21 protein-coding genes and 1 tRNA gene are annotated in these 22,706 nt (G+C 53.2%); 3 read left to right on the top strand and 19 right to left on the bottom strand.

From position 1 onward, the window contains the following. Window positions 1–6: 6 nt before the first annotated feature. The gene (locus G3M78_01360) at window positions 7–1,077 is read right to left on the bottom strand and encodes a phosphotransferase (protein ID QPJ64123.1); all 1,071 of its coding nucleotides are present in this window, start codon (window positions 1,075–1,077) and stop codon (window positions 7–9) included. Window positions 1,078–1,157: 80 nt separating this feature from the next. Between G3M78_01360 and G3M78_01355 the strand changes: the two genes are divergently transcribed. Then, entirely contained in the window at window positions 1,158–1,484 is a 327-nt protein-coding gene (locus G3M78_01355) for a (2Fe-2S) ferredoxin domain-containing protein (protein ID QPJ64122.1), read from the top strand. A gap of 12 nt (window positions 1,485–1,496) precedes the next feature. On the opposite strand, the gene G3M78_01350 is transcribed toward G3M78_01355, so the two are convergent. The 18 genes from G3M78_01350 to G3M78_01265 all read right to left on the bottom strand — a co-directional run bounded on the left by G3M78_01350 (window position 1,497) and on the right by G3M78_01265 (window position 20,583). After that, a complete protein-coding gene (locus tag G3M78_01350) occupies window positions 1,497–2,126 on the bottom strand; it encodes a YihA family ribosome biogenesis GTP-binding protein (GenBank protein ID QPJ64121.1) in 630 nt (209 codons plus the stop codon). Between the two features lie 106 nt (window positions 2,127–2,232). Continuing rightward, window positions 2,233–2,694: a cytochrome c gene (locus tag G3M78_01345; GenBank protein ID QPJ64120.1), complete on the bottom strand. Its 462-nt coding sequence runs from the start codon at window positions 2,692–2,694 to the stop codon at window positions 2,233–2,235. Further along, window positions 2,691–3,359 (bottom strand): cytochrome c, encoded by a 669-nt coding sequence (locus tag G3M78_01340; protein ID QPJ64119.1) that lies wholly within the window; start codon window positions 3,357–3,359, stop codon window positions 2,691–2,693. The genes G3M78_01345 and G3M78_01340 overlap by 4 nt, the downstream gene beginning before the upstream one ends. A 3-nt stretch (window positions 3,360–3,362) precedes the next feature. Continuing rightward, complete coding sequence (locus tag G3M78_01335) at window positions 3,363–5,894, bottom strand: cytochrome c3 family protein (protein ID QPJ64118.1); 2,532 nt, start codon at window positions 5,892–5,894, stop codon at window positions 3,363–3,365. Continuing rightward, complete coding sequence (locus G3M78_01330) at window positions 5,891–8,143, bottom strand: hypothetical protein (GenBank protein ID QPJ64117.1); 2,253 nt, start codon at window positions 8,141–8,143, stop codon at window positions 5,891–5,893. Before G3M78_01330 ends, G3M78_01335 begins: the two co-directional genes overlap by 4 nt. Before the next feature lie 64 nt (window positions 8,144–8,207). Next, complete coding sequence (locus tag G3M78_01325) at window positions 8,208–8,519, bottom strand: Hpt domain-containing protein (GenBank protein ID QPJ64116.1); 312 nt, start codon at window positions 8,517–8,519, stop codon at window positions 8,208–8,210. 119 nt (window positions 8,520–8,638) lie between these two features. After that, the gene (gene glgX / locus G3M78_01320) at window positions 8,639–10,726 is read right to left on the bottom strand and encodes a glycogen debranching protein GlgX (protein QPJ64115.1); all 2,088 of its coding nucleotides are present in this window, start codon (window positions 10,724–10,726) and stop codon (window positions 8,639–8,641) included. A 34-nt stretch (window positions 10,727–10,760) separates the two neighbouring features. After that, entirely contained in the window at window positions 10,761–11,273 is a 513-nt protein-coding gene (locus G3M78_01315; protein ID QPJ64114.1) for a hypothetical protein, read from the bottom strand. Between the two features lie 58 nt (window positions 11,274–11,331). After that, window positions 11,332–13,521, bottom strand: coding sequence for a hypothetical protein (locus tag G3M78_01310; protein QPJ64113.1), 2,190 nt, complete (start codon window positions 13,519–13,521; stop codon window positions 11,332–11,334). Between the two features lie 410 nt (window positions 13,522–13,931). Further along, complete coding sequence (gene pheS / locus G3M78_01305; GenBank protein ID QPJ64112.1) at window positions 13,932–14,945, bottom strand: phenylalanine--tRNA ligase subunit alpha; 1,014 nt, start codon at window positions 14,943–14,945, stop codon at window positions 13,932–13,934. A gap of 45 nt (window positions 14,946–14,990) precedes the next feature. Beyond that, the gene (gene rplT, locus G3M78_01300; protein QPJ64111.1) at window positions 14,991–15,356 is read right to left on the bottom strand and encodes a 50S ribosomal protein L20; all 366 of its coding nucleotides are present in this window, start codon (window positions 15,354–15,356) and stop codon (window positions 14,991–14,993) included. A 54-nt stretch (window positions 15,357–15,410) separates the two neighbouring features. Then, the gene (gene rpmI / locus G3M78_01295) at window positions 15,411–15,605 is read right to left on the bottom strand and encodes a 50S ribosomal protein L35 (protein QPJ64110.1); all 195 of its coding nucleotides are present in this window, start codon (window positions 15,603–15,605) and stop codon (window positions 15,411–15,413) included. 38 nt (window positions 15,606–15,643) lie between these two features. Continuing rightward, window positions 15,644–16,162 (bottom strand): translation initiation factor IF-3, encoded by a 519-nt coding sequence (locus G3M78_01290; GenBank protein ID QPJ66729.1) that lies wholly within the window; start codon window positions 16,160–16,162, stop codon window positions 15,644–15,646. 67 nt (window positions 16,163–16,229) lie between these two features. Continuing rightward, on the bottom strand, window positions 16,230–17,984 hold the full coding sequence (gene thrS, locus G3M78_01285; GenBank protein ID QPJ64109.1) for a threonine--tRNA ligase: 1,755 nt from the start codon (window positions 17,982–17,984) through the stop codon (window positions 16,230–16,232). 136 nt (window positions 17,985–18,120) lie between these two features. Further along, a tRNA-Val gene (locus G3M78_01280) sits at window positions 18,121–18,192 on the bottom strand. Between the two features lie 249 nt (window positions 18,193–18,441). Beyond that, window positions 18,442–19,257: a DUF2971 domain-containing protein gene (locus tag G3M78_01275; protein QPJ64108.1), complete on the bottom strand. Its 816-nt coding sequence runs from the start codon at window positions 19,255–19,257 to the stop codon at window positions 18,442–18,444. A gap of 52 nt (window positions 19,258–19,309) precedes the next feature. After that, complete coding sequence (locus G3M78_01270) at window positions 19,310–19,993, bottom strand: hypothetical protein (protein QPJ64107.1); 684 nt, start codon at window positions 19,991–19,993, stop codon at window positions 19,310–19,312. A 224-nt stretch (window positions 19,994–20,217) separates the two neighbouring features. Then, window positions 20,218–20,583, bottom strand: coding sequence for a PRC-barrel domain containing protein (locus G3M78_01265; protein QPJ64106.1), 366 nt, complete (start codon window positions 20,581–20,583; stop codon window positions 20,218–20,220). A 165-nt stretch (window positions 20,584–20,748) separates the two neighbouring features. On the opposite strand from G3M78_01265, the gene G3M78_01260 reads away from it, so the two are divergent. Both G3M78_01260 and G3M78_01255 read left to right on the top strand, forming a co-directional pair. After that, the gene (locus tag G3M78_01260; protein QPJ64105.1) at window positions 20,749–22,107 is read left to right on the top strand and encodes a sodium:alanine symporter family protein; all 1,359 of its coding nucleotides are present in this window, start codon (window positions 20,749–20,751) and stop codon (window positions 22,105–22,107) included. Window positions 22,108–22,249: 142 nt separating this feature from the next. Continuing rightward, window positions 22,250–22,654, top strand: a complete 405-nt coding sequence (locus tag G3M78_01255; GenBank protein ID QPJ64104.1) for a hypothetical protein — start codon at window positions 22,250–22,252, stop codon at window positions 22,652–22,654. The last annotated feature ends 52 nt before the right edge of the window (window positions 22,655–22,706 follow it).

The raw sequence follows: 22,706 nt of genomic DNA, 5'->3' as shown, positions 1-22,706 counted from the left end.
CGTCGATCAGTCCCGAAGCAGGGGAATGCGGGTTTCCAGATGTCGCCTCAAGGTGTCGAGCGCCGGGCGTCGATTGAAAACCTCGCGAACATAATTCAACGTGGGTTCGATGTATTGCAGATAACGCTCGGTTCCTGCGACCTGGCGCAGGTAGGCGAAACTGCCGACGGCTTTCAGGTTGCGTTGCACAGACATCCAGTCAAAAATTTCATGAAAGAGCGTTCGGTCGACGGGCGCGCCTTCTGCGACTTCCTTTTTCACGATGAATTGTTCGATCATATCCATACGGAAGGATTCGTCGAGCACGACGTAGGAATCCTTGAGCAGTGAAACCAAATCGTACTGGCAAGGCCCCATGCGCGCGTCCTGAAAATCAATCATCACCAGTTCGTCGTTAAAAATCATCAGATTCCGGGCATGATAATCGCGATGCGTGAAGCGGGTCGGTTGTTCGTCGAGTCTTTGGCAAAGCGGCCGGAAGGCTTCCAGAAGGCGGTTCTTTTCTTCGGCTTCGAGCGGCGTTTGCAAATAGCCTTCGATATAATGCCGTATCATGAACTCAAATTCCCACATTAATTTTTCAAGGTCAAATCTTCTGTCGAATGCGGGGCAAGAGGCTTCGCCCTGAGCCGCCCGGACTTGCATTTGAACCAATGCGTCAATGGCTTGCAGGTAGAAGCGGCGTTTTTCGTCAGGCCGTTTGCGCAAGCCTTCTTCCAGCGTTTCGTCGCCGCAATCTTCCAGTATTAAAATGCCTGCGGTGGCGTCCACGGCCTTCAGTTGGGGAACTCGGATGGACAGGTTTTGCAAAAACGACAAGACTTGGATAAAATCATTCGAACCGTTCGGAATGGATTCGGGCAGTTGCATGACAATTTGAGAGCGCCAGACGGTTTCGCCTTCCCATTGGAAGCGGATTCGGTAATAATTCCGGGTAGACGCGTCGCCGGTCAAGGCATCGACGCCGAGATTGGTCACCGGTCGTCCCAGCAATTCGGCAAGCGAGCGCTCCAGATAGGGAAGGCAGTCTGTCAAAGGGTGGTTCGGCGGCGTCAGCATGTGTGGTTTCGAGTTCAAAAATAGAAAAAACCTAGCGTGTCAGTTTGCATCTAAACTGAAATTTTAATTTTTAACATTCAACGTTTAAGAGGAGAAACATGCCAAAACCAAGTTATCATATTTTCATATGCACCAACGAACGACCTCCGGGACATCCCAAAGGCTCTTGCGGTCAGAGCGGTAGCCGGGAGATCATGAACAAAATCGATATGGGTATCGAGCAACGCGGCTTGTTTGGGAAAGTATTTCTCACCGCTTCTTCATGTATGGGGCCCTGTTCGATGGGACCGGTGCTGGTGGTATATCCCGACGGCGTTTGGTACAGCAAAGTGACTCCCGATGATGTTGACGAAATTCTCGATCAGCACATTGGCAAGGGCGAAAAAGTCGAACGACTGGAAATTCCCGAAGCCATGTGGGGCTAGTTTTCTCCGTTTTTATGAAAGTCCCTCAATCGCCTCTTCCGGCGGTTGGGGGATTTCTTTTTTGCCTTCCGTTTTTTCAATGATCCTCGCCCATAATTCTTTTCGGCCCAGACTGGTTTTGCTGGAATAGGGGATGGCTCTCTCCTCGTTCCCCAGTTGTTGCTCAATGGGACGAATCAATTTCGTTCTTTTGGTCTGCGATATCTTGTCGGCTTTCGTGATGGCGAGAATATAATCGATCCCGTTGGCGTCGAGCCAGTGTTTGAGATTGAAATCCAACTCCCCCGGTTTCCTCCGAATATCGACGATGAAAACGATGGCGCGAAGCGTTTCGCGCTTGAGGAGATATTCCTCGATCATTTTGCCCCAGGTTTTTTTCACGGCTTCCGGGACTTTCGCAAATCCGTAGCCGGGAAGGTCGGCGAAGAACAGGCTGTCGTTGATGCGGAAAAAATTGATCGTCTGGGTTTTCCCCGGAGTCGCGCTGGTTTTGACCAGTTTCTTGCGGTTCAACAGGGAATTGATGAGCGATGATTTGCCGACGTTCGAGCGACCGACGAAAGCGATTTCCGGGAAATATTCTTTGGGATATTGATTGGGCTTGACCGCGGTGGTCTCAAACTCAGCGGACAGAATTTTCATTAGGGAGCCAGTAGATGGGTTTCAAACGTATCGAATGCGACGCGTTCGCCCGCGCTGAAATTGCGGGACGGCGTCTGACTTTTGGGGGATTATAGCAGACTTTGGCTCAGGCCGCTTCGCATTGACACAATTCGCGGATGTAACGAACGAGCGAGGAAATGGCGTCGTCATTCAGGGTGTGGCCCCATGCGGGCATGCAGGGCGCCCTGCCAACGGCAAGGCCGCCGAGCTTGATGGCTTCGAACAACTGCCGATCGGTGCGGGTTTCCAGATACTCCGGCTTGGTGTGGTTGCGCGGCGGAACCGCGAGGTGAAGCGCGTTGACGCCGTCGCCGTGGCCGGTCAGGCCGTGACATTGCGAGCAATACCAGCGGTAGGCGTCTTTGGTCTCCTGTGAAACCGGAACGACGCGCGCCGCTTGCGGGGCTGGCTGGGGTTTCGGCGCCTGGGCCATCGGTTTGGGAGTCGATGGGTCTTCATTCTTTTGGGAATCCTCGCCACAGCCAAACAGCGCGAGCGCAAGGGTCAGAGCGACAAACTTTGCTATTAGCTTGAGTGAGTGTTTCATTTGAGATTCTCCTTTTTCAAGGTCATGAGATACCGCGTCAGGGCTTCGGCGGTTTCCACATCCAGATCAAATTTTGGCATGCGTCCTTTGGCGCGAAAGGTCTCTGGGTTTTGCAACCAGCGAAAGACCCAGTCCGCTTGCAGTCGGTTTCCCGTATCCACCATTGTAGGGCCGGAAATGCCGCCGCGCGGTTTGCCTGCAAGGTTGACCCCTTCGTGGCAGGAGATGCACCCGTAGTCCCTTTCAAATAAAATTTTGAAGCGAACCATCTGGACGCGCGACAGCGGCTCCCATTCCGTCACGGGGATCGGGTCGAGCGGGATTTTCAGCGACATCAGAAACTCTGCGGCGCTTGTCGCTTCGGTTTCCGTCAGAGTCGGGTGCGGCTGAATCTCGGCCCGCATGAAATCATCGGCCCCGCTGTAACCCGCCTTGCGGATCGTTTCCGGCTGGATCAGGAAAGAGCGAATCCATTTTTTCTGGAACTTGTCGCCTGCATAAAACAGGTCGGGCGCGCTTTGTGCGGGCGCATCGTCGGCGGAGAGACGGTGACAATGCGCGCAGTTCTTCTCTTTGAAGAGAGCGGGGATCTCCGCCGCTTCGATTGGGAGAGAAACGCTCATAAAAAAAAGTCCGGCAATCAGGGCGACTCGATTCATCGTCATGGCTCAAGGAAGAACAGGTTGGTCGTTTTCCCAGAAAGGCTGGGAGAGATTATTGTTCGTTTGCGGTCGCTCCCCGTCATCCTCAAGAGGCGTGGGCAGAGTCGGGAGGGGTTCGTCCCGCTCTTCATCTTCGAGTTCCGGAGCCGCCAGCAGTTCTTCGTCGAGATCGACCGGCTCGAATTTATCTGTCAGGGCCTTGCGTCGCGCATCGTAAGGGAAATCATTGCGCCTCAGCAGACGAGGAAATTGCATTTCCTTTAAATTTAAAAATCGATAGGCCCGATAAGCGTCGCTGGTTTTCAGAAGCGCTTCCTGTTCCTGTTTGTTCAGGAATCGCGAACCGTCTGCGGGGTAAACGGTTTGCAGTGGGCTTCCATTGGGAAGCGTCATTTGTTTCAGCGGAATGCTTGTCGACGTTTCTCCGCTCCGGGTTTGCGCCAGGTCTTTGGAGTCGACGGTTTCCATGAAGGGGCTTCCCAATCCCACAGCCATTTGGTTCTGGTGACAGCTTTCGCAGCGCCGCGCGATTTTCCGCGTGGTGTGCGGCGCGTAAGCTTTGACCAGCATGCCGGGCGTTCCCCGGTGCGTGGTCGCCGGAACCGCCGCGCTTTGAGGTCGCAACGGGTCGGGAAAGAAATATTGAAACTGCGGTTTCATTAGCGAATATCTGCCGCGTTGATTCTTGCCCAGAATGAGCGTGTCCCAGGACAGGTCAACGAAAGACTGGCTCCAGGAAGCGGCGTCATTGGGCGTCGTAGCGGTTGCGGGTTTTTTCACCAGCATGCCCCATTCGCTGGCGGACCAGCGGGCATGGCAGGTGTGGCATTCCATTGTATTCATGTGTTTCGCGATGCGGTGGGCGACCGGCTCGCGTTCGCCGGGCAACTGCGGGATGCGGTGTTTCTTGCCAGTCACCTTCGAAACCAATATCCAATCATTTTTTATTTTTTGAATATGCGGCAGGGCGATGCCCGACGCGGTGACGAGAATCGAATCGCCTTCCTTGACGGATCGGGCCAGCGCCGGAATTTTAGCCGTCGACTGTAAAATTTCCTTGGAGCGCGCGTCCGACGAGGTCAGTAGAAACGATTCGGGGCGTTTGCCCAGTCCGCCGTGGCAGTCCTGGCACTGGACTCCGGCGCGTTTCTCCTGTCCCGGTTCGGGTTTGAGTTCTTTTCCTGCATGACAGTCGATGCAATGCATGCCCTTCTCGCGGTGGATGTCCGGGAGGAGGAATTGATGTTCGACGCCATGAAGCGCGGGTTGTTCCCTGTCGGCGGGATCGGCTTCCTGTCCTGCAAGCGGTTTCAATGCGAACAAACCTTCGTACTCGGAACCGACGCCGTTGTTATGGTGGCAATGCTCGCATTGCACACTGGGGATGACGCTGGTGAATTTATGCATGACCGGGTAGCCGCGCTTGTCCGGGTTGTCTTGCTGGTATTTTTTCAGAAATCGTTTCGAACGGTTCTGAATGTCTTCTCTTTGCGTGTATTGAATCGCCTTGTCGTGGCTGAGGGAGACGCCGTCGTTGGTGTAGATCATGTGACAGGCGGCGCATCCTGTGGCGCGATAGTCCCCGGCGCGTTTGGGAGCTTCCGATCCTATATGACATTGCCGACACTGGTTTTTGAGGAATTGTTCCGCCGCCGGGTTTTCTCCCGTCTGATAATGCGGCGCTTTGGCAAGGGGAGCTTGCGGGGTTGTTTCGCCCGCTTTCGCCGGGTCGGCCGGAAGGGTTGTTTTGACCGCCGGCGTCGGCGGCGTTCCCCAGGCGAAATGCACCGAGTCGTTAATGCCGGCCAAGGTGTTTTTCGTCGATGCGTTCATCTGCTCGATTTGCTTTGCGTGACATTTGCCGCAGAATTTTTCAACATGCTCCGGCGCGGATGGATTTTTCACCAGATTTTTATGCGCGTCGGGCAGCGATTTTTTTCTCGATTGTCCGTTGTGGCACTGGGTGCAACGAAAGCGGTGATTATGATCTATTTCCTCGATGCCTTGATGGCAGTGTAGACAACGCGAGCTTTGGTCGTTGTAGGCGACGTCTTTAAAAACCTTGTCGATAGGAAAGCCGGATTGACGGTAAAAATTCTCAATGAACTTGTCGGTTTGTCCGTAGGAATCGAATCGAACGCCGCCGAGGGTGACGCCGGGTTTCATGACGCTCTTGTAGGCCCCGCCGGGGCCGCGAAGAAACGGAAACGGATCGGGCAGATCGTCGGCGGACAGATAAGGCAGGTCGAGCAGATCGGACAGCGGTTGCGCCATGCGTTTTTCAAGCGGTTCTGTTGGCGTGATGATTTCCTTTTCGCTGAAAGTCGGGCCTTCCTGCGCCTGTGGATTCCATTGCGGGCTCTGAAGCGAGTTGTCGCGGTCTGGATCGACGCCGTCCGGCGCGCGGTATTCATTTTGCGACCAGTCCCAGACCGGTTTCTGGAAGGCTCCGCTCAGAGCCGGATCGATCCCTTCAAATCCTGCTCCCGCCAGCGCGAGTCCGAATAGTAATAAGGCGATGGATTTGAAAAAGCTCATGGTTGCGAGTCTGCGGAATTTAAAATTTTATTGCGCATTTGTTGATGTTTAATAGATTCTGCGAAGGCGTAGCTTTTGCTCATGTTTTGATAAATCGGATCGCCATAAGTGTCGTGGCAGGCGATGCAATTGCCCACCCGGAGCAGGGTCGTGATTTCCCGTTGATTGAAAGGCCGGGATTCCTGATGCGAGCCGGACAGGCGTTCGCCGCGCGCCGTCGCTTTGGCGTCGGGGCCATAGTTGGAGCGTTTTGCGATCCGGTCGGAGCGATCCAGAGGCGCGATCAGATCATTTCTGCCGGAGGGGTGCGAACCCAGTTCGATATCCCCTTCGCCCAGACCCAGAGTGCGCGATGAAAGATGGCAGTCCGCGCAGGCTCTCACCTGGCGGCGCGTGGAGTGCGGTTCCGTGCGGTAGACGCGATTCGCGCCGGAATAACCTTCCGCATTGGAAAAACGCCAGTCGAGGTAACGTCCGATGGTATTCCCCAAGCCGCTGATGACGGGAATGGGCGCTCCCTTTTCGTCGAGCAGGGTCAGGGCGCGTTCCGGTTGCGGCGACATGGGCGCGGCCTTGCCTCTCGGGCCGACGATCAGTTGCGGCGTTTCGAGCGACAGTTGCGATTCAACGGAACCCCAGAAAAATTTTGCGGCCTTATGATCGGCCGGTACGGGTCGGGACTGATCCATCGCGTTGTGACAGCCATCGCATCGCGGCGTCCATTGCGCATGACAGGCGGAACATTCCAGTTTGCCGATGTGACCGGGGATGGAATGCGCGGCTCTCGCGTTTCGCGTCTGCGGCGCGATCATGCGTCGCCCGCTTCGCTTTCCAAAAGTCACGATCTTGCCGTCGATGGATTTCACGTTGGTCATTTTGCGGTCGCGAGCGGTCAGCGCCATGGCGTCCCCCGGTTGATTGGGGCCGCCTTTGTAATGGCGGCTCAGACGCACGGCGCGGTCGTTGGGGTCGGTGATTGAAGCGACGGCTGGGGCCGCTTGCTCGGAGCCGTGACAGGTTTCGCAACGGACTTCCACCGCCTGATGTTGTTTTGAATAGATATTGCCATCGCCCATGATATCAAACTGCGTATGGCAGTCAATACACTCGAATCCCTTTTCGAAATGGATGTCTGCCTTGCCGCTCCCCATGCCTGCGGGCGCGCTCGCATTGACCTTGAAGCGTGCGGTTTTCGGCAGGCTGGCTTCCTGCAAGTTAGGCGCGTTGTCGTTGGTTTTGACCGCCGGTTCTTCGTAAGTATAAGCGCGATGGCATTGCACGCAGACGCGACTGTTGGGCACGGCTTCGATGACGTGGGCGCGGGGTTTTCCTGGTTGCGTTTTGGATTGCGTGGGATCGTCGCCGCGATAGAGGCCGTCGGACGCGTAGGGCACATGACAGGCGGCGCATCCCTGCGAGCGGAAATCCGTTGGGCCGGGGCCGACGCTGTCGAGGTGGCATTGAAAGCATTTATTGCGTAGCAGGTTGTCGCCGATATGTCGGGAGATGCCCGGCTCTCCTTGCAGACTTCCCTTATCCCAGGCGCGTTTGTAGTCGCGTTCGGAAAAATAGGGCAGGGTGTCCAGTTTGTTTTGCGCTCCCGATTCTAGCGGGACGTCGCCATCGTCGTCGGCAATCGCTTCGATTCCGTAAAGCGCGTGTTTTTCGGTTTGACCGCCCCATTGGAAGCGCAGGCCGGAGATCATCCCCGCCAGCGTTCCCATCATGGATTTTTGCATGCGTTTGATATGGTTGCGGTCGGGGTCGCTGTGCCCGGCGTGACAACCGGATTGCCCGCAACTGAGGGCCGCAACCTTCATGCTGGAGGGGTTGCCGCGTCCGAGACCGAGGTCGGGATCATAAATCAGGCTGGTGTGCGCGGTCGTTTCATCGACGGCGTTTCCGTCTCCTCCGTGGCAGACGGTACAGCCGAAGGAAGGCGGGTGAGACGCCCCGGCGCCCTGGACGCCGACATGACAGGTGACGCATCGTTCGCGTTCAAAGCCGCGAAACTGAGACACCCGCGTGTAGGGATAATCGGGGAGCGTGGCGCTGACTTCGATTTCCTTGATCTCAAGAGGTATCGAGCGCCAGCGTTCCTGTCCGGATATGTTCTCAGCCGCGTTGGCGCGTTCCTGATTGTAGAGCTGTTGCCAGTGAATCCATCCCCGGTCGAGCGCAGGCGCTTGCGATACGAAATAAAATATCAGTGCGAAAGCGGTCAAAAATGTGAGGCGGATTTTATTCACTGCGGAGCGTCCAGAGTGGAGAGCCGATCAATTATTTTTGTTTCGGTGATGTGTAAAGACAAGGTCATACATAGCTGATACGCACCCGTTCAACATAGTCGGAAAGGGAGCGGACGGCCTGTTCGACAGCCGCCGCATCGTTCCGGGATGCGGATGTTTCCAAAGTTTTACCGATGACGCTGATGGCCTCAAAACCGTAACTCCCGCCGGAGCCGCACATCTTGTGTCCGATGTCGCGAATCGTATCGAAGTCGTTCTGCCTGAGCGATGTTTCCAGCTGCGCAATGTCTTTCCTTCGGTTGTCCATGAAGGTGGGGACCAGGTCTTGCAGGACGCGATCCACTTCAACGCTGAATTCGGATTGGGGCGAAGGCATGGTTTCTATAAGGCTTGTGTTCAATGCGAATGTTTAGGGCATTATATAAGAAATACTGCGCTCTTGTAATGTTTTTCCCGGCAACGCCGCCGGAGCGAGCGTGTCCGTGGAAGCTGGGATCAAGTTTCCAGAACGATGAGTGAGTGCGCTTCGAGCCGAATTGGAAAGGCGACTTGTCTGGGATCCCGATCGGGCATGAAGGAGTTGGCGATTTCCCGCCATTGCGAAGGGAAATTTTCAACGTTTCGAGGCGTGGTGAAAAGCGCCGGGTGAATCCCAGCGTTCACCAACAGTGTTATTTTTGTATCTGAGGAACCTTTTACCAAAGGGGACGGATTGATTAGTACCCCCATTGATTTGATGGAAGGGTTGTTCCAGTCCGCTCCCGTCATACGCTCGCCGAAAGAAGAGAACCAGGCGGCTTCGGGTTCGCCGTCCGGGTTGATCTCATGCGGAGGCAGGTAAAAGCGGTTGACCGTGATCGCATTGATGGCTCGTCTTATTTTTGAAAGACGTCTCACCCAGTCGACCTGCCGTTGTTGTTCCGGCGTCCAGTCCCATCGGCGCCAGTTGATTTCATTGTCCTGACAATAGGCGTTGTTGTTTCCCTGTTGGCTGTGCCCCCATTCGTCTCCGCATTGGATCATGGGAATCCCTTTGGAGAGTAGAAGCGTGGCGAGCAGATTGCGTTGTTGCCGGGAGCGCAGATCGAGGATGTTTGCGTCGTCCGTCGGTCCTTCGACGCCGCAATTCCAACTGAAATTGTGATCGTTTCCATCGGCGTTGTTTTCGCCGTTGGCTTCGTTTCTTTTATGCGAATAAGCGGTCAGGTCGGCGAGGCTGAAGCCGTCGTGAGCGGCGACGAAATTGATTCCTGCGCGAGGTCCCGTGCGGGCGCGCTGAAAGAGAGGAGCGCTTCCTGAGATATGCGTTGCGAACTCTGCGATTTTATTTTTATCGCCGCGCCAGAATTGACGGACGTGATCCCGATAGCGGTCGTTCCATTGACTCCATCCTTTTGGGTAGCGTCCCAGTTGGTAGCCGTCGGGGCCAAGGTCCCAGGGTTCAGCTATCAGTTTGACCTGGGAAAGAATGGGATCGTTTTGGATTTCCTCCAGCAAACTGCCTTGGAACTCGACCTGGGCGTGGTTTCGCGCCAGCGTGGTGGCCAGGTCGAAACGAAATCCGTCCACATGCATTTCTTCGACCCAGTAGCGCAGATTGTCCAAAATGAACGTTCGCACTTGAGGGCTGTTCGCTTTGAGAGTGTTGCCGCAACCGGAATAATTTTCGTAGAGGTTTGGGGCTTGCGGATGGAGCAGGTAATAGGATCGATTGTCGACGCCGCGAAAGGAAAGGGTTGGGCCGACTTCATTGCCTTCTGCGGTGTGGTTGTAAACGACGTCGAGAATCACCTCGATGCCTGCGCGGTGCAGGGCGAGCGTCATGCTTTTAAATTCCTGAACCGGGTCGCCTCCCACGCTGGCATAGCTGGATTCTGGAACAAAAAAACCGAGGGTGTTGTAACCCCAGTAGTTGGTTAGCTGGTCTTGGATCAAGCGTTCTTCAGACAGGGACTGGAAGATGGGAAGCAATTCGACGGCGGTGACGCCCAGACTTTTCAGGTGATCGATGATCGGCGGCGATGCGAGGCCGAGGTAACGCCCGCGTTGTTCTTCGGGGATGTCCATGCGCAATTGGGTGATTCCTTTGACATGCGCTTCGTAGATCAGCGTGGATTCCCAGGGAATTCGCGGCGGCGCGTCATCCTGCCAGTCGAAGCCGTTTTCTTCGAAGACGCCGAGTGGAGCGCAGTGGGCGGAATCGGTTTCGTCCATCGCAAAAGGAGCCGGATTGTCGCGTTGTTCGCCGCGCAAGGTGTCCCGTTCACTGGGCAGACGAATGATTTTTCGCGCGTAGGGGTCCAGAAGGATTTTATTGGGATTGAAGCGATGGCCCTGGGGAGGATCGTAGGGGCCATGCACGCGGTAGGCGTAAATACATCCCGGTGCGATTGCAGGAAGATGGAGGGTCCAGAGACCCTCCATCGTTCGCTGTAGTTCGATGCGCCGGGCTTCCTGAGTCGCGTGAGGGGAATCAAAAAGACACAATTCCACCCGCGTTGCATTTTTGCTGAACAGAGTGAAACGAAGGCCGTTTCCCTCTTGTACAACGCCTTGTCTGAGCGGTGAGTGCGGCTGGCTCATTGGGGCGTTAGTTTAAATCAAAGCCCGTTACTGTTCAGTAAATGGGGTTGTGATAATAATAATGCGCGTCTTCGCCAGGGCGGATGGTGTAGTCCGGCATGCTGGAACAGTGTTCCAGAGAGACCTTCCATGAACCGCCTTCCTTGACGAAAGCGTAATTGCAAATGCTGTGTTGTCGGTCTTCGGTGTCGGTGCTTGCAGAGGTGACGTTGCTGGTTTCATCGACAACGAGGTAGCCCACACGGTCATCGACATGACCGGTGAACACGGTTCGCTGAATTTCACATTTAACGTCGCGCATTTCGGATATCATTTGGCGATAATCTTCGATCCGGTGTTTGAGCAGGGCGCGTTTGTGATCCTGAAGAATCACGTGTTCGGATGCGTAAAACTGCGAAAGATTTTCCGGTTTTTTACAGACGATAGCGTCTACTTTTTTCAGTACATCAGCGAGAGTATTGGTATCTGCGGCGTTGGCGACCGAGGCGCCGGTCAGAAACAGTCCGGCTCCAAGAACCGCAACGAAAAATGATTTGAATGTGCTCATTATTGAATCTCCGCGTTCTATAGTTATTTGAATTTGTTTTTGAAAGAAAGGGGGCGGTTTATGGAAAATTCTGCACATAAATTTCCACGCTTTCGCCTTCCTGGCCCCACCCGACCACGCCGGTTCCGGCGTAGGTTGTGATGATGCCCTTCGCGTCTACTTTACGGATTCGATTGTTGCCCATATCCGAAATATAGAAATTGCCTTTGGAGTCAAAGGCAATTGCGGCCGGGCTTTTGAGCATGGCCTTGGTGGCGGGTCCGCCATCGCCATGGAATCCGCCGTAGCCGGTTCCGGCGACGGTTGCAATGGTTCCGTCTTTATTGATTTTTCTTATCCGGTGGGTGTTGGTTTCTACGATGTAAAGCTCGCCGGAGGGGCTGAAAAGCAAATCATCCATGGATCGGATGCCAGCTTTCAACGCGGGTCCGCCGTCGCCGTGGTCCTCGTGATCTCCCGTTCCGGCAATGGTGCTGATGATGCCTTTGGTGTCGATTTTGCGGATACGGTTGTTGGCGGCGTCGGCGATATAAATGTTATCGTCCTTGTCCAGTGTGAGCGCCAGTGGGTCGCGAAAATCCGCTTCGGTAGCGGGTCCGCCGTCGCCGTTATAATCTGAAGAGCCGGTTCCCGCGACGGTGGTGATGGCGCCCGAAGGATCCATTTTTCTGATCTGATGATTGATGCGATCCGGGATGTAAAGATTGCCCTTGCTGTCGTAAGCGAGATCGGAAAACTGGGTGATCGATTCGATCTTGCTGCCAGCGGAGCGTCCCTTGTATTCATAATCCTGGATGGATTTTAAATAGGCTTCCTCTCCGGTGTCGATCATCATATGAATGATGCCCTTGGCGTCGATTTTGCGGATGATGCTGACAAATCCGCTGGGACTCAAAAATACGATCTCTTTTTGAGGATTGATGACCAGCGAGGACACGCCGTACAGATTGGCGTCCAGAGCAGGGATGCCATCGCCGACATTACCGCGAATGCCATTGCCGGCGATGGTGCTGATGATGCCTTCCGAGCTGATCTGCCGGATTCGGAAATGACCCTTGTCAGAAAAGATGAGATTGTCTTTATCGTCGACGGCCATGCCGTGAGGAAAATTCAAACGCCCGCCAGCGGCGGGGCCGCCGTCGCCGCCGAAGAGTTTGACGCCGGTTCCGGCGACGGTTTCAACTTTTCCGGTCTTGGGGTCGATGCGTCGAATGCGATAATTCGATCGGTCGACGACCAGCAATTTCCCGTCCTTTTCCATTTCCACGCCGAAGGGCAGGTGCAGGTTGGTTTCGCGCGCCAGTTCCGAGTCGCCGTTGTAATCCTGCTGGCCGGTTCCTGCGATGGTGCGGATCATTCCTTGCGGGTCGATGATGCGGATACGGTTGTTGTTCCAGTCGGCGACGTACACATTGCCCTGGTCGTCGACGGTGACGTCCGTGGGATGGGCGATGCTGGCCCGGTAGGCCGGTCCGTTATCGCCCATGAAAAAGAAGCCGCCGTCGCCGCCAACGGTCATGATGATGCCGCTCGGCGTTACCTTGCGGATTCGGTTGTTGCCGCGATCTGCAATGTACAAATTGCCTTTCTTATCCATATGGATGCCGAAAGGCTTGTTGATATGAGCTTCCAGCGCCGGTCCGGCATCGCCTTTAAAGTCTGGCTCGCCGGTTCCGACTACGGTCTGGATGATGCCTTTGGAATCGACTTTTCGGATGCGGTTGTTGGAGCGGTCGGCGATGTACAGATTGCCTTTGCTGTCGAAGGTCAGGCCCGAGGGCAGATCGAGAGAGGCCATGTTGGCCGGTCCGCCGTCGCCGCTGAAGCCTGCGGTTCCATTACCCGCAACGGTGGTGATGATTCCTTTCGAGTCGACCTTGCGCACTCGATGGTTCTCCCGGTCGGCGATGTAGAGTTCTCCGTCGGGCGAGATGGCAAGATTGGCGGGCACTTTGAGCTTCGCTTTCAGCGCGGGTCCGCCATCGCCGTAATAGCCGGATTCGCCGCTACCGGCAACGGGAGTCATGACTCCGTTCTTGTCGATACGGCTGATCAGGTTGTGATCCCTCATGGCGATATAGATATTGCCTTTTTGGTCGACCGTGATGCCGTCGACCAAAGAGATCGCCGCCTTGGTGGCCTGAATTTTTTCAAATTTCAAACTATTTTTGGCAAATACAGCGGAGGGGAGCAGAAACAGAAAAAGCAAAATGAAACTGGATAAATGTTTGAATCGAAGAGAAAGCATACTTACCTCATTCATATGAATAGTTCAGTATCGTATAGCGGTCTCTGCCTTGGCGTAGTTTTGATTTGGAACGCTTGTTTGTCTGAGGCGTTCCAAATCAAAACTGCGTCGTGTCCCAAATAGTTTTGGAGGCAGAACAGGTGTTACTAATTCGAGTATAAGCCGTTGATTATACGTTTCGGTATTTTCATGTCAATGGCTTTTACCCAAGCGTTGCCGCTTTTGAATTGCTTGCAACGGAACGTTCAGAGGATAAATGTAAATGCGGATGGGGACAAGGCTTTTTTGCTCTGAGAACTAAGAGATTGTCTGATAATTTTGGAGCAGAAAGCGGGATCGCTTATGACAGAGGCGAGCGGGTCGCGCCTTGTTTTCGAACGCCTGAGAGTGCGTTCTTCGGCGAGGAACTCTTATGAAAATTGTTTGAGGAACCTGAGGTCGTTTTCGAAGAACAAGCGGATGTCATTGATGCCGTATTTGAGCATGGCGATGCGCTCGATTCCCAAGCCGAAGGCGAAGCCCGTCCATTGTTCGGGATCGTATTCGACGGCTTTGAATACCGCAGGGTCGACCATTCCTGCGCCGAGAATTTCGATCCAGCCGGTTTGCGAGCAGACGCGGCATCCTTTGCCGCCGCACATCACGCATTGAATGTCGACTTCTGCGCTGGGGCAGGTGAAAGGGAAAAAACTGGGGCGAAACTGTACCTTGGTGTTCTCGCCGAAAACGCGATGCAGAAACAGATCCATGACGCCTTTGAGATTGCTGAACGAAACGTTCTTGTCCACCATCAGGCCTTCGATCTGGTGAAACATGGGCGTGTGCGACACGTCGGAATCGCATCGGTAGACCTTGCCGGGGGCGATGATGCGGAGCGGCGGCTGGCGCTTCTCCATGACATGAATTTGCACCGGGGAGGTGTGCGTGCGCAAAACGGCGCCGTCTTCCACATAGAAGGTGTCTTGCATGTCGCGCGCCGGGTGGTCTTTCGGAATATTCAGCGCTTCAAAATTATAATAGTCGGTTTCGATCTGCGGGCCTTCTTCAACGCTGAATCCCAGGCTGAAGAAGATGGAAATGATTTCTTCCATGACCTGAGTCACGGGGTGAATGGAGCCTTGCGGCGCGCGTCGACCGGGAATCGTGTGGTCGAAAGTTTCTTCGCGAGCGTTCCCGCCTTGCGAGTCGAGTCGATCGGCGGCTTCCTTGAGCCGCGTTTCGATGTAGACTTTTAAATCGTTGAGGGGTTTGCCGACCGCTCGTTTTTCCTCGGGGGAAAGAGAGCGGAGGTCTTTCATCGCCTGGGACACCGCGCCTTTTTTGCCGATGAAATCGGCTCGAAGGCGTTGGTGGCTTTCGCTGGAGGCGACGGAATCGATCTGGGAGTCGAACTCCCTGCGAATCGTGTCGATAGTTTCAATCATAGAAGCGGGAGGCCCGACAGAGTTCGAATCGAACCCGGGAAGGGCTTAGGAGGCCGCTTCCAGTTGTTCGCGCGCGGTCTTCATCAGAGCGCGGAAAGATTCCTGATTTTCAATCGCCATGTTGGAAAGAATTTTTCGATCCAGCTCGATGTTGGCTTTCTTCAAACCGTGCATGAACTTGCTGTAAGTGAGACCTTCCGCGCGTACCGCCGCGTTGATTCGAGCCACCCACAAGCGGCGAAAATCGCGTTTTTTGGCGCGTCGATCGCGATAGGCATAGCTCAGCGCCTTGCAAACCGCTTCTTTAGCTTTGCGGTAGTTTTTGCTCCGCATGCCGCGAAAGCCTTTGGCGAGGGCGAGTACCTTTTTCCGTCGTCGTCTTGATATTGTTCCGTTAACTGCTCGGGCCATTGTGTCTATCTCCTATGGAGTCGTTTGACTTCGTTGTGCGTTTGTCCCTAAAAACTAATAGGGCATGATCCGCGCGATGCGTTTGGCGTCGCCTGCGCAGAGGGTGTCTGTTTTTCTAAGATTTCGTTTGCGCTTGGTGGACTTGCTGGTCAGGATGTGGCTCGTGAACGCATGGTTGCGTTTGATCTTGCCGGTTCCCGTCCGCTTGAAGCGTTTCGCCGCGCTTTTGTTCGTTTTGATTTTTGGCATGACTCCCTTTCCCTTCGTGAATCGTATTGACCGTGAATTTATTTTTTCTTAACCTTTGGCGCGAGAATCATCACCAGCGTTCTGCCTTCTTGCTTGGATGACTGCTCGACGAGGGCGATTTCCTCTGTTTCCTGAACGATTCTCTTGAGAACCTGTTCGCCCATATCTCGATGCACAATTTCCCGACCCCGGAAGAAGATAACCACTTTCGCCTTGTCTCCGCCTTCGATGAAACGTTTGACGTGTTTCAGCTTGAAATCGAAGTCGTGCTCATCCGTCGTGGGTCTGAATTTGACTTCCTTGACGTGAATGATTTTCTGGTTCTTCTTGGCCTCGTGGGCGCGTTTGCTTTGCCGGTACTTGAATTTGCCGTAGTCCATGATCCTGCACACAGGCGGTACGGCGTTGGGCGCCACTTCCACCAGGTCCATCTCGTGTTCTTTAGCCAAGTTCAAAGCATCGGGCACCGACATGGTCCCCATTGGATCGCCGTTTTCGGCGATCACGCTTACTTCCCGTGCGCGAATCATCTGGTTAACGCGTTGCTTTTTGTTAATTAGAGGAATCTCCTATTCATTGTTGACAAAATTAACGGGGCCTGAAAACTACAAAAGGCTCAACGACTCAATTCTCTGTGTCGATGGTTTTATCCGCAATTTCCTTTTTCAGCAAGTCCAAAAATTCTTCATATGACATCGTCGCGGTTTCTTTGGAACGGCGTTTGCGAACCGCAAGCGTCTTGCTTTCGGCTTCCTTGCCTCCCAGAACCAGCATATAAGGAATTTTTTGCATTTGGGCCTCTCTGATTTTGAACCCAATCTTTTCGTTTCGCAAGTCTTTTTCGACGCGAATGCCTTCTTTTTCCAGTTTTTGCGCCACTTCTTCGGCGTAAGCGTGGTTATCGTCGGTGATCGCCAGCAAGATCACCTGAACCGGAGCCAGCCAGATTGGAAAGGCGCCTGCATAATGTTCGATCAAACAACCGAAGAAGCGTTCCAGCGAACCCATCAGGGCGCGGTGGATCATGATCGGCTGACGTTTCTTGCCGTCTTCTTCGATATAATGGATGTCAAAACGTTGCGGCAGGTTGAAATCCACCTGTACGGTGGAGACCTGCCAGAAACGATTGAGACTGTCCTTGATCTTGATGTCGATCTTCGGGCCGTAGAAAACACCCTCGCCGGGATCGACTTCGTATTCTGTATTCGTTGACTTGAGCGCCGCTTCGAGAGCGTTTGTCGCGTCTTCCCAGTCCGACTCCTCGCCGACAAATTTGTCGGGTCGCGTGCTCAGATAAACCTTGTGTTCATGAAATCCGAAGGACTTCAATACGAACATGATGAAGTCGAGAACCTTCGAAATTTCCGCTTCCAGCTGATTGGGACGGCAGAACAGATGCGCGTCGTCCTGGGTGAATCCGCGCACGCGCAGTAAACCATGCAAAACGCCGGAACGCTCGTAACGGTACACCGTGCCCAGCTCGGCGAAGCGAATCGGCAGATCGCGATAACTGCGTAATCGGCTCTCGTAAATTTTGATATGGAACGGACAGTTCATCGGTTTCAGGACATACTCGCGTCCCTCCACGTCCATCGGCGAGAAAATGTTCTCCTTATAGAAATCCATATGCCCGCTGGTTTTCCATAAATCAACCCGCGCCGCGTGCGGCGTGTACACCAATTCGTAACCGTTCTTGTAATGCTCCTGTTTCCAGAATTCCTCCATGATGTAACGAACGCGCGCGCCCTTCGGGTGCCACAGGATGAGGCCCGGCCCCACCTCGTCGGTCATGGTGAATAAATCCAGTTCCTTGCCCAGCTTGCGGTGGTCGCGCTTCTTCGCCTCTTCCAGCCGCGCCAGATAAGACCGCAGTTCCTTGGGGGAATCCCATGCGGTTCCGTAAATGCGTTGCAACACCGGGTTGCGCTCATCCCCGCGCCAGTAAGCGGCGGAGGTGTGCAGGAGCTTGAACGCCGGAATGTCTGCGGTGGAGCCGACATGCGGCCCGCGACACAGATCGGTGAAATCGCCCTGCGAATATAAAGTGATGGTCTGCGACTCGTCGATGCCCTCGATGATTTCTTTTTTGAACGATTCGTCCATGTCGCCAAACATCTTGACCGCATCGTTGCGCGGGATCTCCTGGCGGGTGATCGTCAGACCCTGCTTGACGATCTCCTGCATGCGCTTCTCGATCTTCTCGATATCTTCGGGAACGAAGGGTTCTTCACGATAAAAATCGTAATAGAAACCGTCTTCAATGACCGGGCCGATGGTGACCTTGGTCTCAGGAAACAATTGCTTCACCGCCTGCGCCATCAAATGCGCCGCGCTGTGACGGATCGTCTCCAGATCGTATTTTTCTTTAGTCTGCGACATAAAAGTCTAAGTTCCCCACACTACTCGCATCCCGTCAGGGGGTGGAACGCATTACAACCTGTCTTCTAGGGGATAAAACCAGGAAAGACCGGGAGTCCGTCACGGAGGAAATTCGTTGAAAGAATCCAGTAAAAAATAGGCACGGGCGGTTTCGAACCGCCGACCCCTTGCATGTCAAGCAAGTACTCTACCCCTGAGCTACGTGCCTGAAAAATAAAACGAATGTCGCTATTTTATGCACTGTCTATAAATTGTCAAGAAAAAACCCCCAGCCTGTGGCTGGGGCCGTAACGCTAAACTCGTATTGTTATCAATCCCGTTGGGCGCAATTGGAAATTTTCCTGCTTTTATCCCATGGACGCAGTCCCTCCTCTCCCTCAGGGAGAGGATACAGGTGAGGGTGGCTTTGAAATTATCTTGCAGGAGTTGCTTGCCTAGCGAATTGCTATGAAGTGGATTACTTTTGGGGAATTGGCTCAAATTCAAGGCTAAAAGTAGACTTACTTAAACGAGAGTTCCAAATGCCGGGGTTTAATTTTCCCTCTTTGATGAGCTTAATTATTAGACCTTTCTTGCCTTCATCCATATTTGAACCAAAATAAATATTCTTTATTACACTACTCTCCAGAATTAACGACTCACCATCATTAGGCGGTAGCCTTCTTGATTCAGGGACAAATATGATTCTGAATTCTTCTTCATATTCCCAATCTTTTGATTTGACCAGCGCGGGAATGAAGAGATTTTCATCCCTAGGGGCTGGAAAAATAAATTCTGGATATTCGTTTTTGTACTGAACTTTATATGCTAATTTTATCGGCATTTTAGTGGCGTCAAATTCCACGCAAAATCCCCGATGCGAGTCAGCATAATGCGACCAAAACAGGAGATTTTCTTTTCGAGTGGTAAAACTGCAGATTCTCACAGCACCATACGTTATTAGAGCCGTCTTCTGTATTTGATTCTGAAAAGATTCCAAGTTTTTCATATTTGAGGCAGCTAATTTTTTAGCATTAGCTTCAGATTCCCCATTCCCTATAAAAAAATTCTCCAAGTGCTGTCTAATTTTGCGAACCTTTTCCTCATTTTCAGGCCAAATGAAATGCGGCTTACATTCGAATGGGTCATTAAATTGAGAGGGAAGAGAGTGATATAGTTTTTTATCAATAAACAAATGCCTGAGATAATCTTCTCTACCGATTCTATAAAATCTAAAAAGGGATTTAACGCCACATTGATCCGCAAAGGGGTGGGAATCGGAAAATTCAGTCATTCAATACAAATACATTTAAGGACAGCAACAGGTTATTAAAATAAAAAGAGGGTTATTTCGTTAACCACCATGTCAACAAAGAAGCGGTAGCCGCGCTAGCTATGTTTGAAATTATCAAAATAAGGTTTGTTTTGTATTGAGACCAGAGCGAGGCTTCGTGTTCATGATAAAGAGTGAAAAAACTCGTCTTATTGGGTGATAACAAGAACCACGCCGCCGCGTTTAAAGCCGCCACCGAGGCTGCTAAATAAACACTCAAAGCACTAATATCCACATAAAGAGTAACTAAGACTAAATGTAAAAATAAAAAGGGAAAGAAAGCCCTAAAAAAGACTTTTGCGAAAGACATCCATTCACTTTGACGGCTATTCAGCAATTGGCAGACCTCTAAAAAAGCGACTCGACATTGCTCCGAACGTGGAGAAATTTTTATTGTTGCTCCTCTCCCACTGATTGAGAAATCTGCCAAAGGCGCATCCTCTTCTGTACGATCCTTACTAAAAACACTCACTCTGATTCTTTCAGGATAGAATCCAAACTTTGACTGCAAGGAAACTAATGAGGAGAACTCATAATCTCCGCAAAACAACAATACTTGTCCGAGTCGACCAAACACGTCAACGACAGATTCCAGATCTTCTCGGTGTAAATGGACAAAGCGACAAAACGAATGAGATTCTGCGCGATTAACCTTCCTAAATCCCTGAGGATTGTCTTCAATCATAACTTTATTCATAGCTCCGCTTGAGACGAAATGACATTAACGGGAATATTCATCATTAAAATCCCTCTTAAAATCCCATCTTGATAGATTTTGTTCTCTATAGGGATAGTAGCATATGCGGAAGTATTTCATCCAAAAGCTGATGTTTTTATCTGGTTAGTCCAAGAGAGAGATTTCTAATGCTGAACTCGCAACACTATCAATGTATTTTGAGCGAAATAGGAATGCTTCGGCTCTTATCCTGCGGGCGTGGCCCGGTCGAAATATTCGAGGCTGAGTTCGATTTCCAGCGCGCTGGGCGCGTCGGGGTTTTCGGTTGCGGGAGCATCGGCGAGGGAGTGATGGCTCCGCTGGATCACCACTTTTCCGAGGTCTTGCGGCTCGCAGAGTTCAAAGGGGATGAGGATGTGTTTGCCTGCGGTGCGCAGGAAGCCGCCGAGTTGCAGGGTTAGGAATTGGGGCTTGCGCGTCTGCGCGTCGAGCAGGAGGCTTTCGATCTTGCCGACGCTTTCGCCGCGTGAATCGTAGAGGTAGGCGCCGATGATCTGGTTGTGCTTGCCGAGTGTGGGCTGGTTATCCTTTATGGATATAAATTGACTCATGTTAAAGTATGGTGTTTTTTTGAATGAGAGTCGCCAGGGCGTGTCGTTTTGGAAATTACCGAATTCAGGTTTTCGCGAAAACAGTTTACCGTTTTTCCAGCGGGGTATCGCGCAGATTTTTAGTCGACTCAAAAGAGAACTTCTCTTCCTAATCGAAAGGCGGGTATGGCATCGCTCAATGAATTTTTCGTCGCGCTCAGCGGCATGGTCTGGGGACCGTGGATGTTGGCACTTCTGCTGGGGACGGGGATTTATCTGACCGTTCGTCTGCGTTTCATTCAGTTTCGCATGCTGGGCTATGGATTGAAGTTGGCCTTTTCTCGCGAGCGGAGCGGCGAGGGCGATATCCATCATTTCGGCGCCTTGATGACGGCGCTGGCGTCGACGATTGGCGTCGGCAATATCGCGGGGGTCAGCACGGCGGTGGCGCTGGGCGGGCCGGGGGCGGTGTTCTGGATGTGGATCACGGCTTTGTTCGGCATGGCGACGAAGTACGCGGAGGCTTTGCTGGCGGTGCGTTATCGTTTGGTCAACGAGCGCGGCGAGATTTCGGGCGGGCCGATGTTCTACCTGCGCGACGGTTTGGGCAAAAAATGGCTGGGCGTTTGCTTCGCTCTGTTCGGCTCGGTGGCGGCTTTTGGCACGGGCAATATGGTGCAGGCGAACACGGTGGCGGCGGCGTTGAATGAGTCGATGGGCTGGAGTCCGGTCACCGTGGGACTGGGCCTGGCTTTTGTTTCTGGGCTGGTGATTCTTGGCGGCATCAAACGCATTGCCGAGGTCTCCAGTATTCTGGTTCCGGCGATGGTGGTGATTTATTTTACAGCGACGCTGGTGATTCTCTTTTCCTATTGGGATCGAGTGCCTGAGGGATTGGTGATGATATTCGAGTCGGCCTTTTCTGGAAGCGCGGCGGCGGGCGGTTTTGCCGGTGCGACGCTGGCTCAGTCCATACGTTTTGGCGTGGCGCGCGGCATGTTCTCGAACGAGTCGGGGATGGGGAGCGCGCCAATTGCGGCGGCGGCGGCGAAAACGAACGAGCCTGCGAAGCAGGCGCTGGTTTCGATGACGGGCACCTTTCTGGATACGATCGTGGTCTGCTCCATGACCGGATTGGTTCTGGCGGCGACGCAGTCCTGGCATTCGGGAAAGACGGGAGCGGCCTTGACGATTGAAGCGTTTTCGCAGGGTCTGCCGGGCGAGTGGGGTCAGTGGGTGGTGACTCTGGGCGTGGCGACCTTTGCCTTTTCGACGATCATCGGCTGGTGTTATTACGGAGAAAAATGCCTGGAATTCCTCACCGGTATTCGCTTCATCATGCACTATCGCATGGTCTGGGTGCTATTCGTGTTCCTCGGCGCGGTGTTCAAGCTGGAGATTGTGTGGAACCTGTCCGACACCATGAACGGGATGATGGCGATTCCCAACCTGATAGGCCTGTTGCTTCTGGGCGGTATTTTGTCGAAAGAAACCATCCGCTTCGAGCGGGGTATCGGCGACGGTTCGATCAACAAGTTCGATTGATTTTCCTTCCTCATTAAATCCCTAATTCAATTCCGGTCATTTTAATTTTTACTCAGGCTTGCATCTCCAGAGTCGGGGGCCTAACGTTAAAGTGACTGCTTGATAACGCCAAACCGGGCGATTAATAAGAGGAGATAGAGCCGTGTTATTTTGTCCCGAATGCCAGGATACTTTTGATCGCGACGCAAAAAAATGCCCTGAATGCAATGTCGAACTGGTTGAATCTTCCGACGATGTGATTGAGGTGGACGACGATTTTGTGATCTTGTGCAGTCTTGCCGATGAAACGGCGGCCTACATCATTCAGGGATTCCTTGAGAGCGAGGGGATTCCCTGTCAGATGGAGAACGCGACCTTCCACGCCAGCCCGGCGCCAGTCGACGATCTGGTGGCGGTGCGTTTGTGGTGTCGGCAAGAGGACGTCGTCGATGGGCGGCGCCTGATCGCGGAGCATGAGACGTTCACGATTTGTCCGTCCTGCAGTCATGTGGTGAGTCAGGAAGAAGAGGCCTGCGGGTTTTGCGGCGCCGAGACCCAGGTGCATTGATTTTAAGTGAGCGGAAATACCTCCCCCCGGCGAGGCGCCGGGGCCGTTGGCG

This window comes from Candidatus Nitrohelix vancouverensis (genome assembly GCA_015698305.1).
Taxonomy (GTDB): Bacteria; Nitrospinota; Nitrospinia; order Nitrospinales; family VA-1; genus Nitrohelix; species Nitrohelix vancouverensis.
This window is presented reverse-complemented; position numbering and strand designations above follow the sequence as displayed.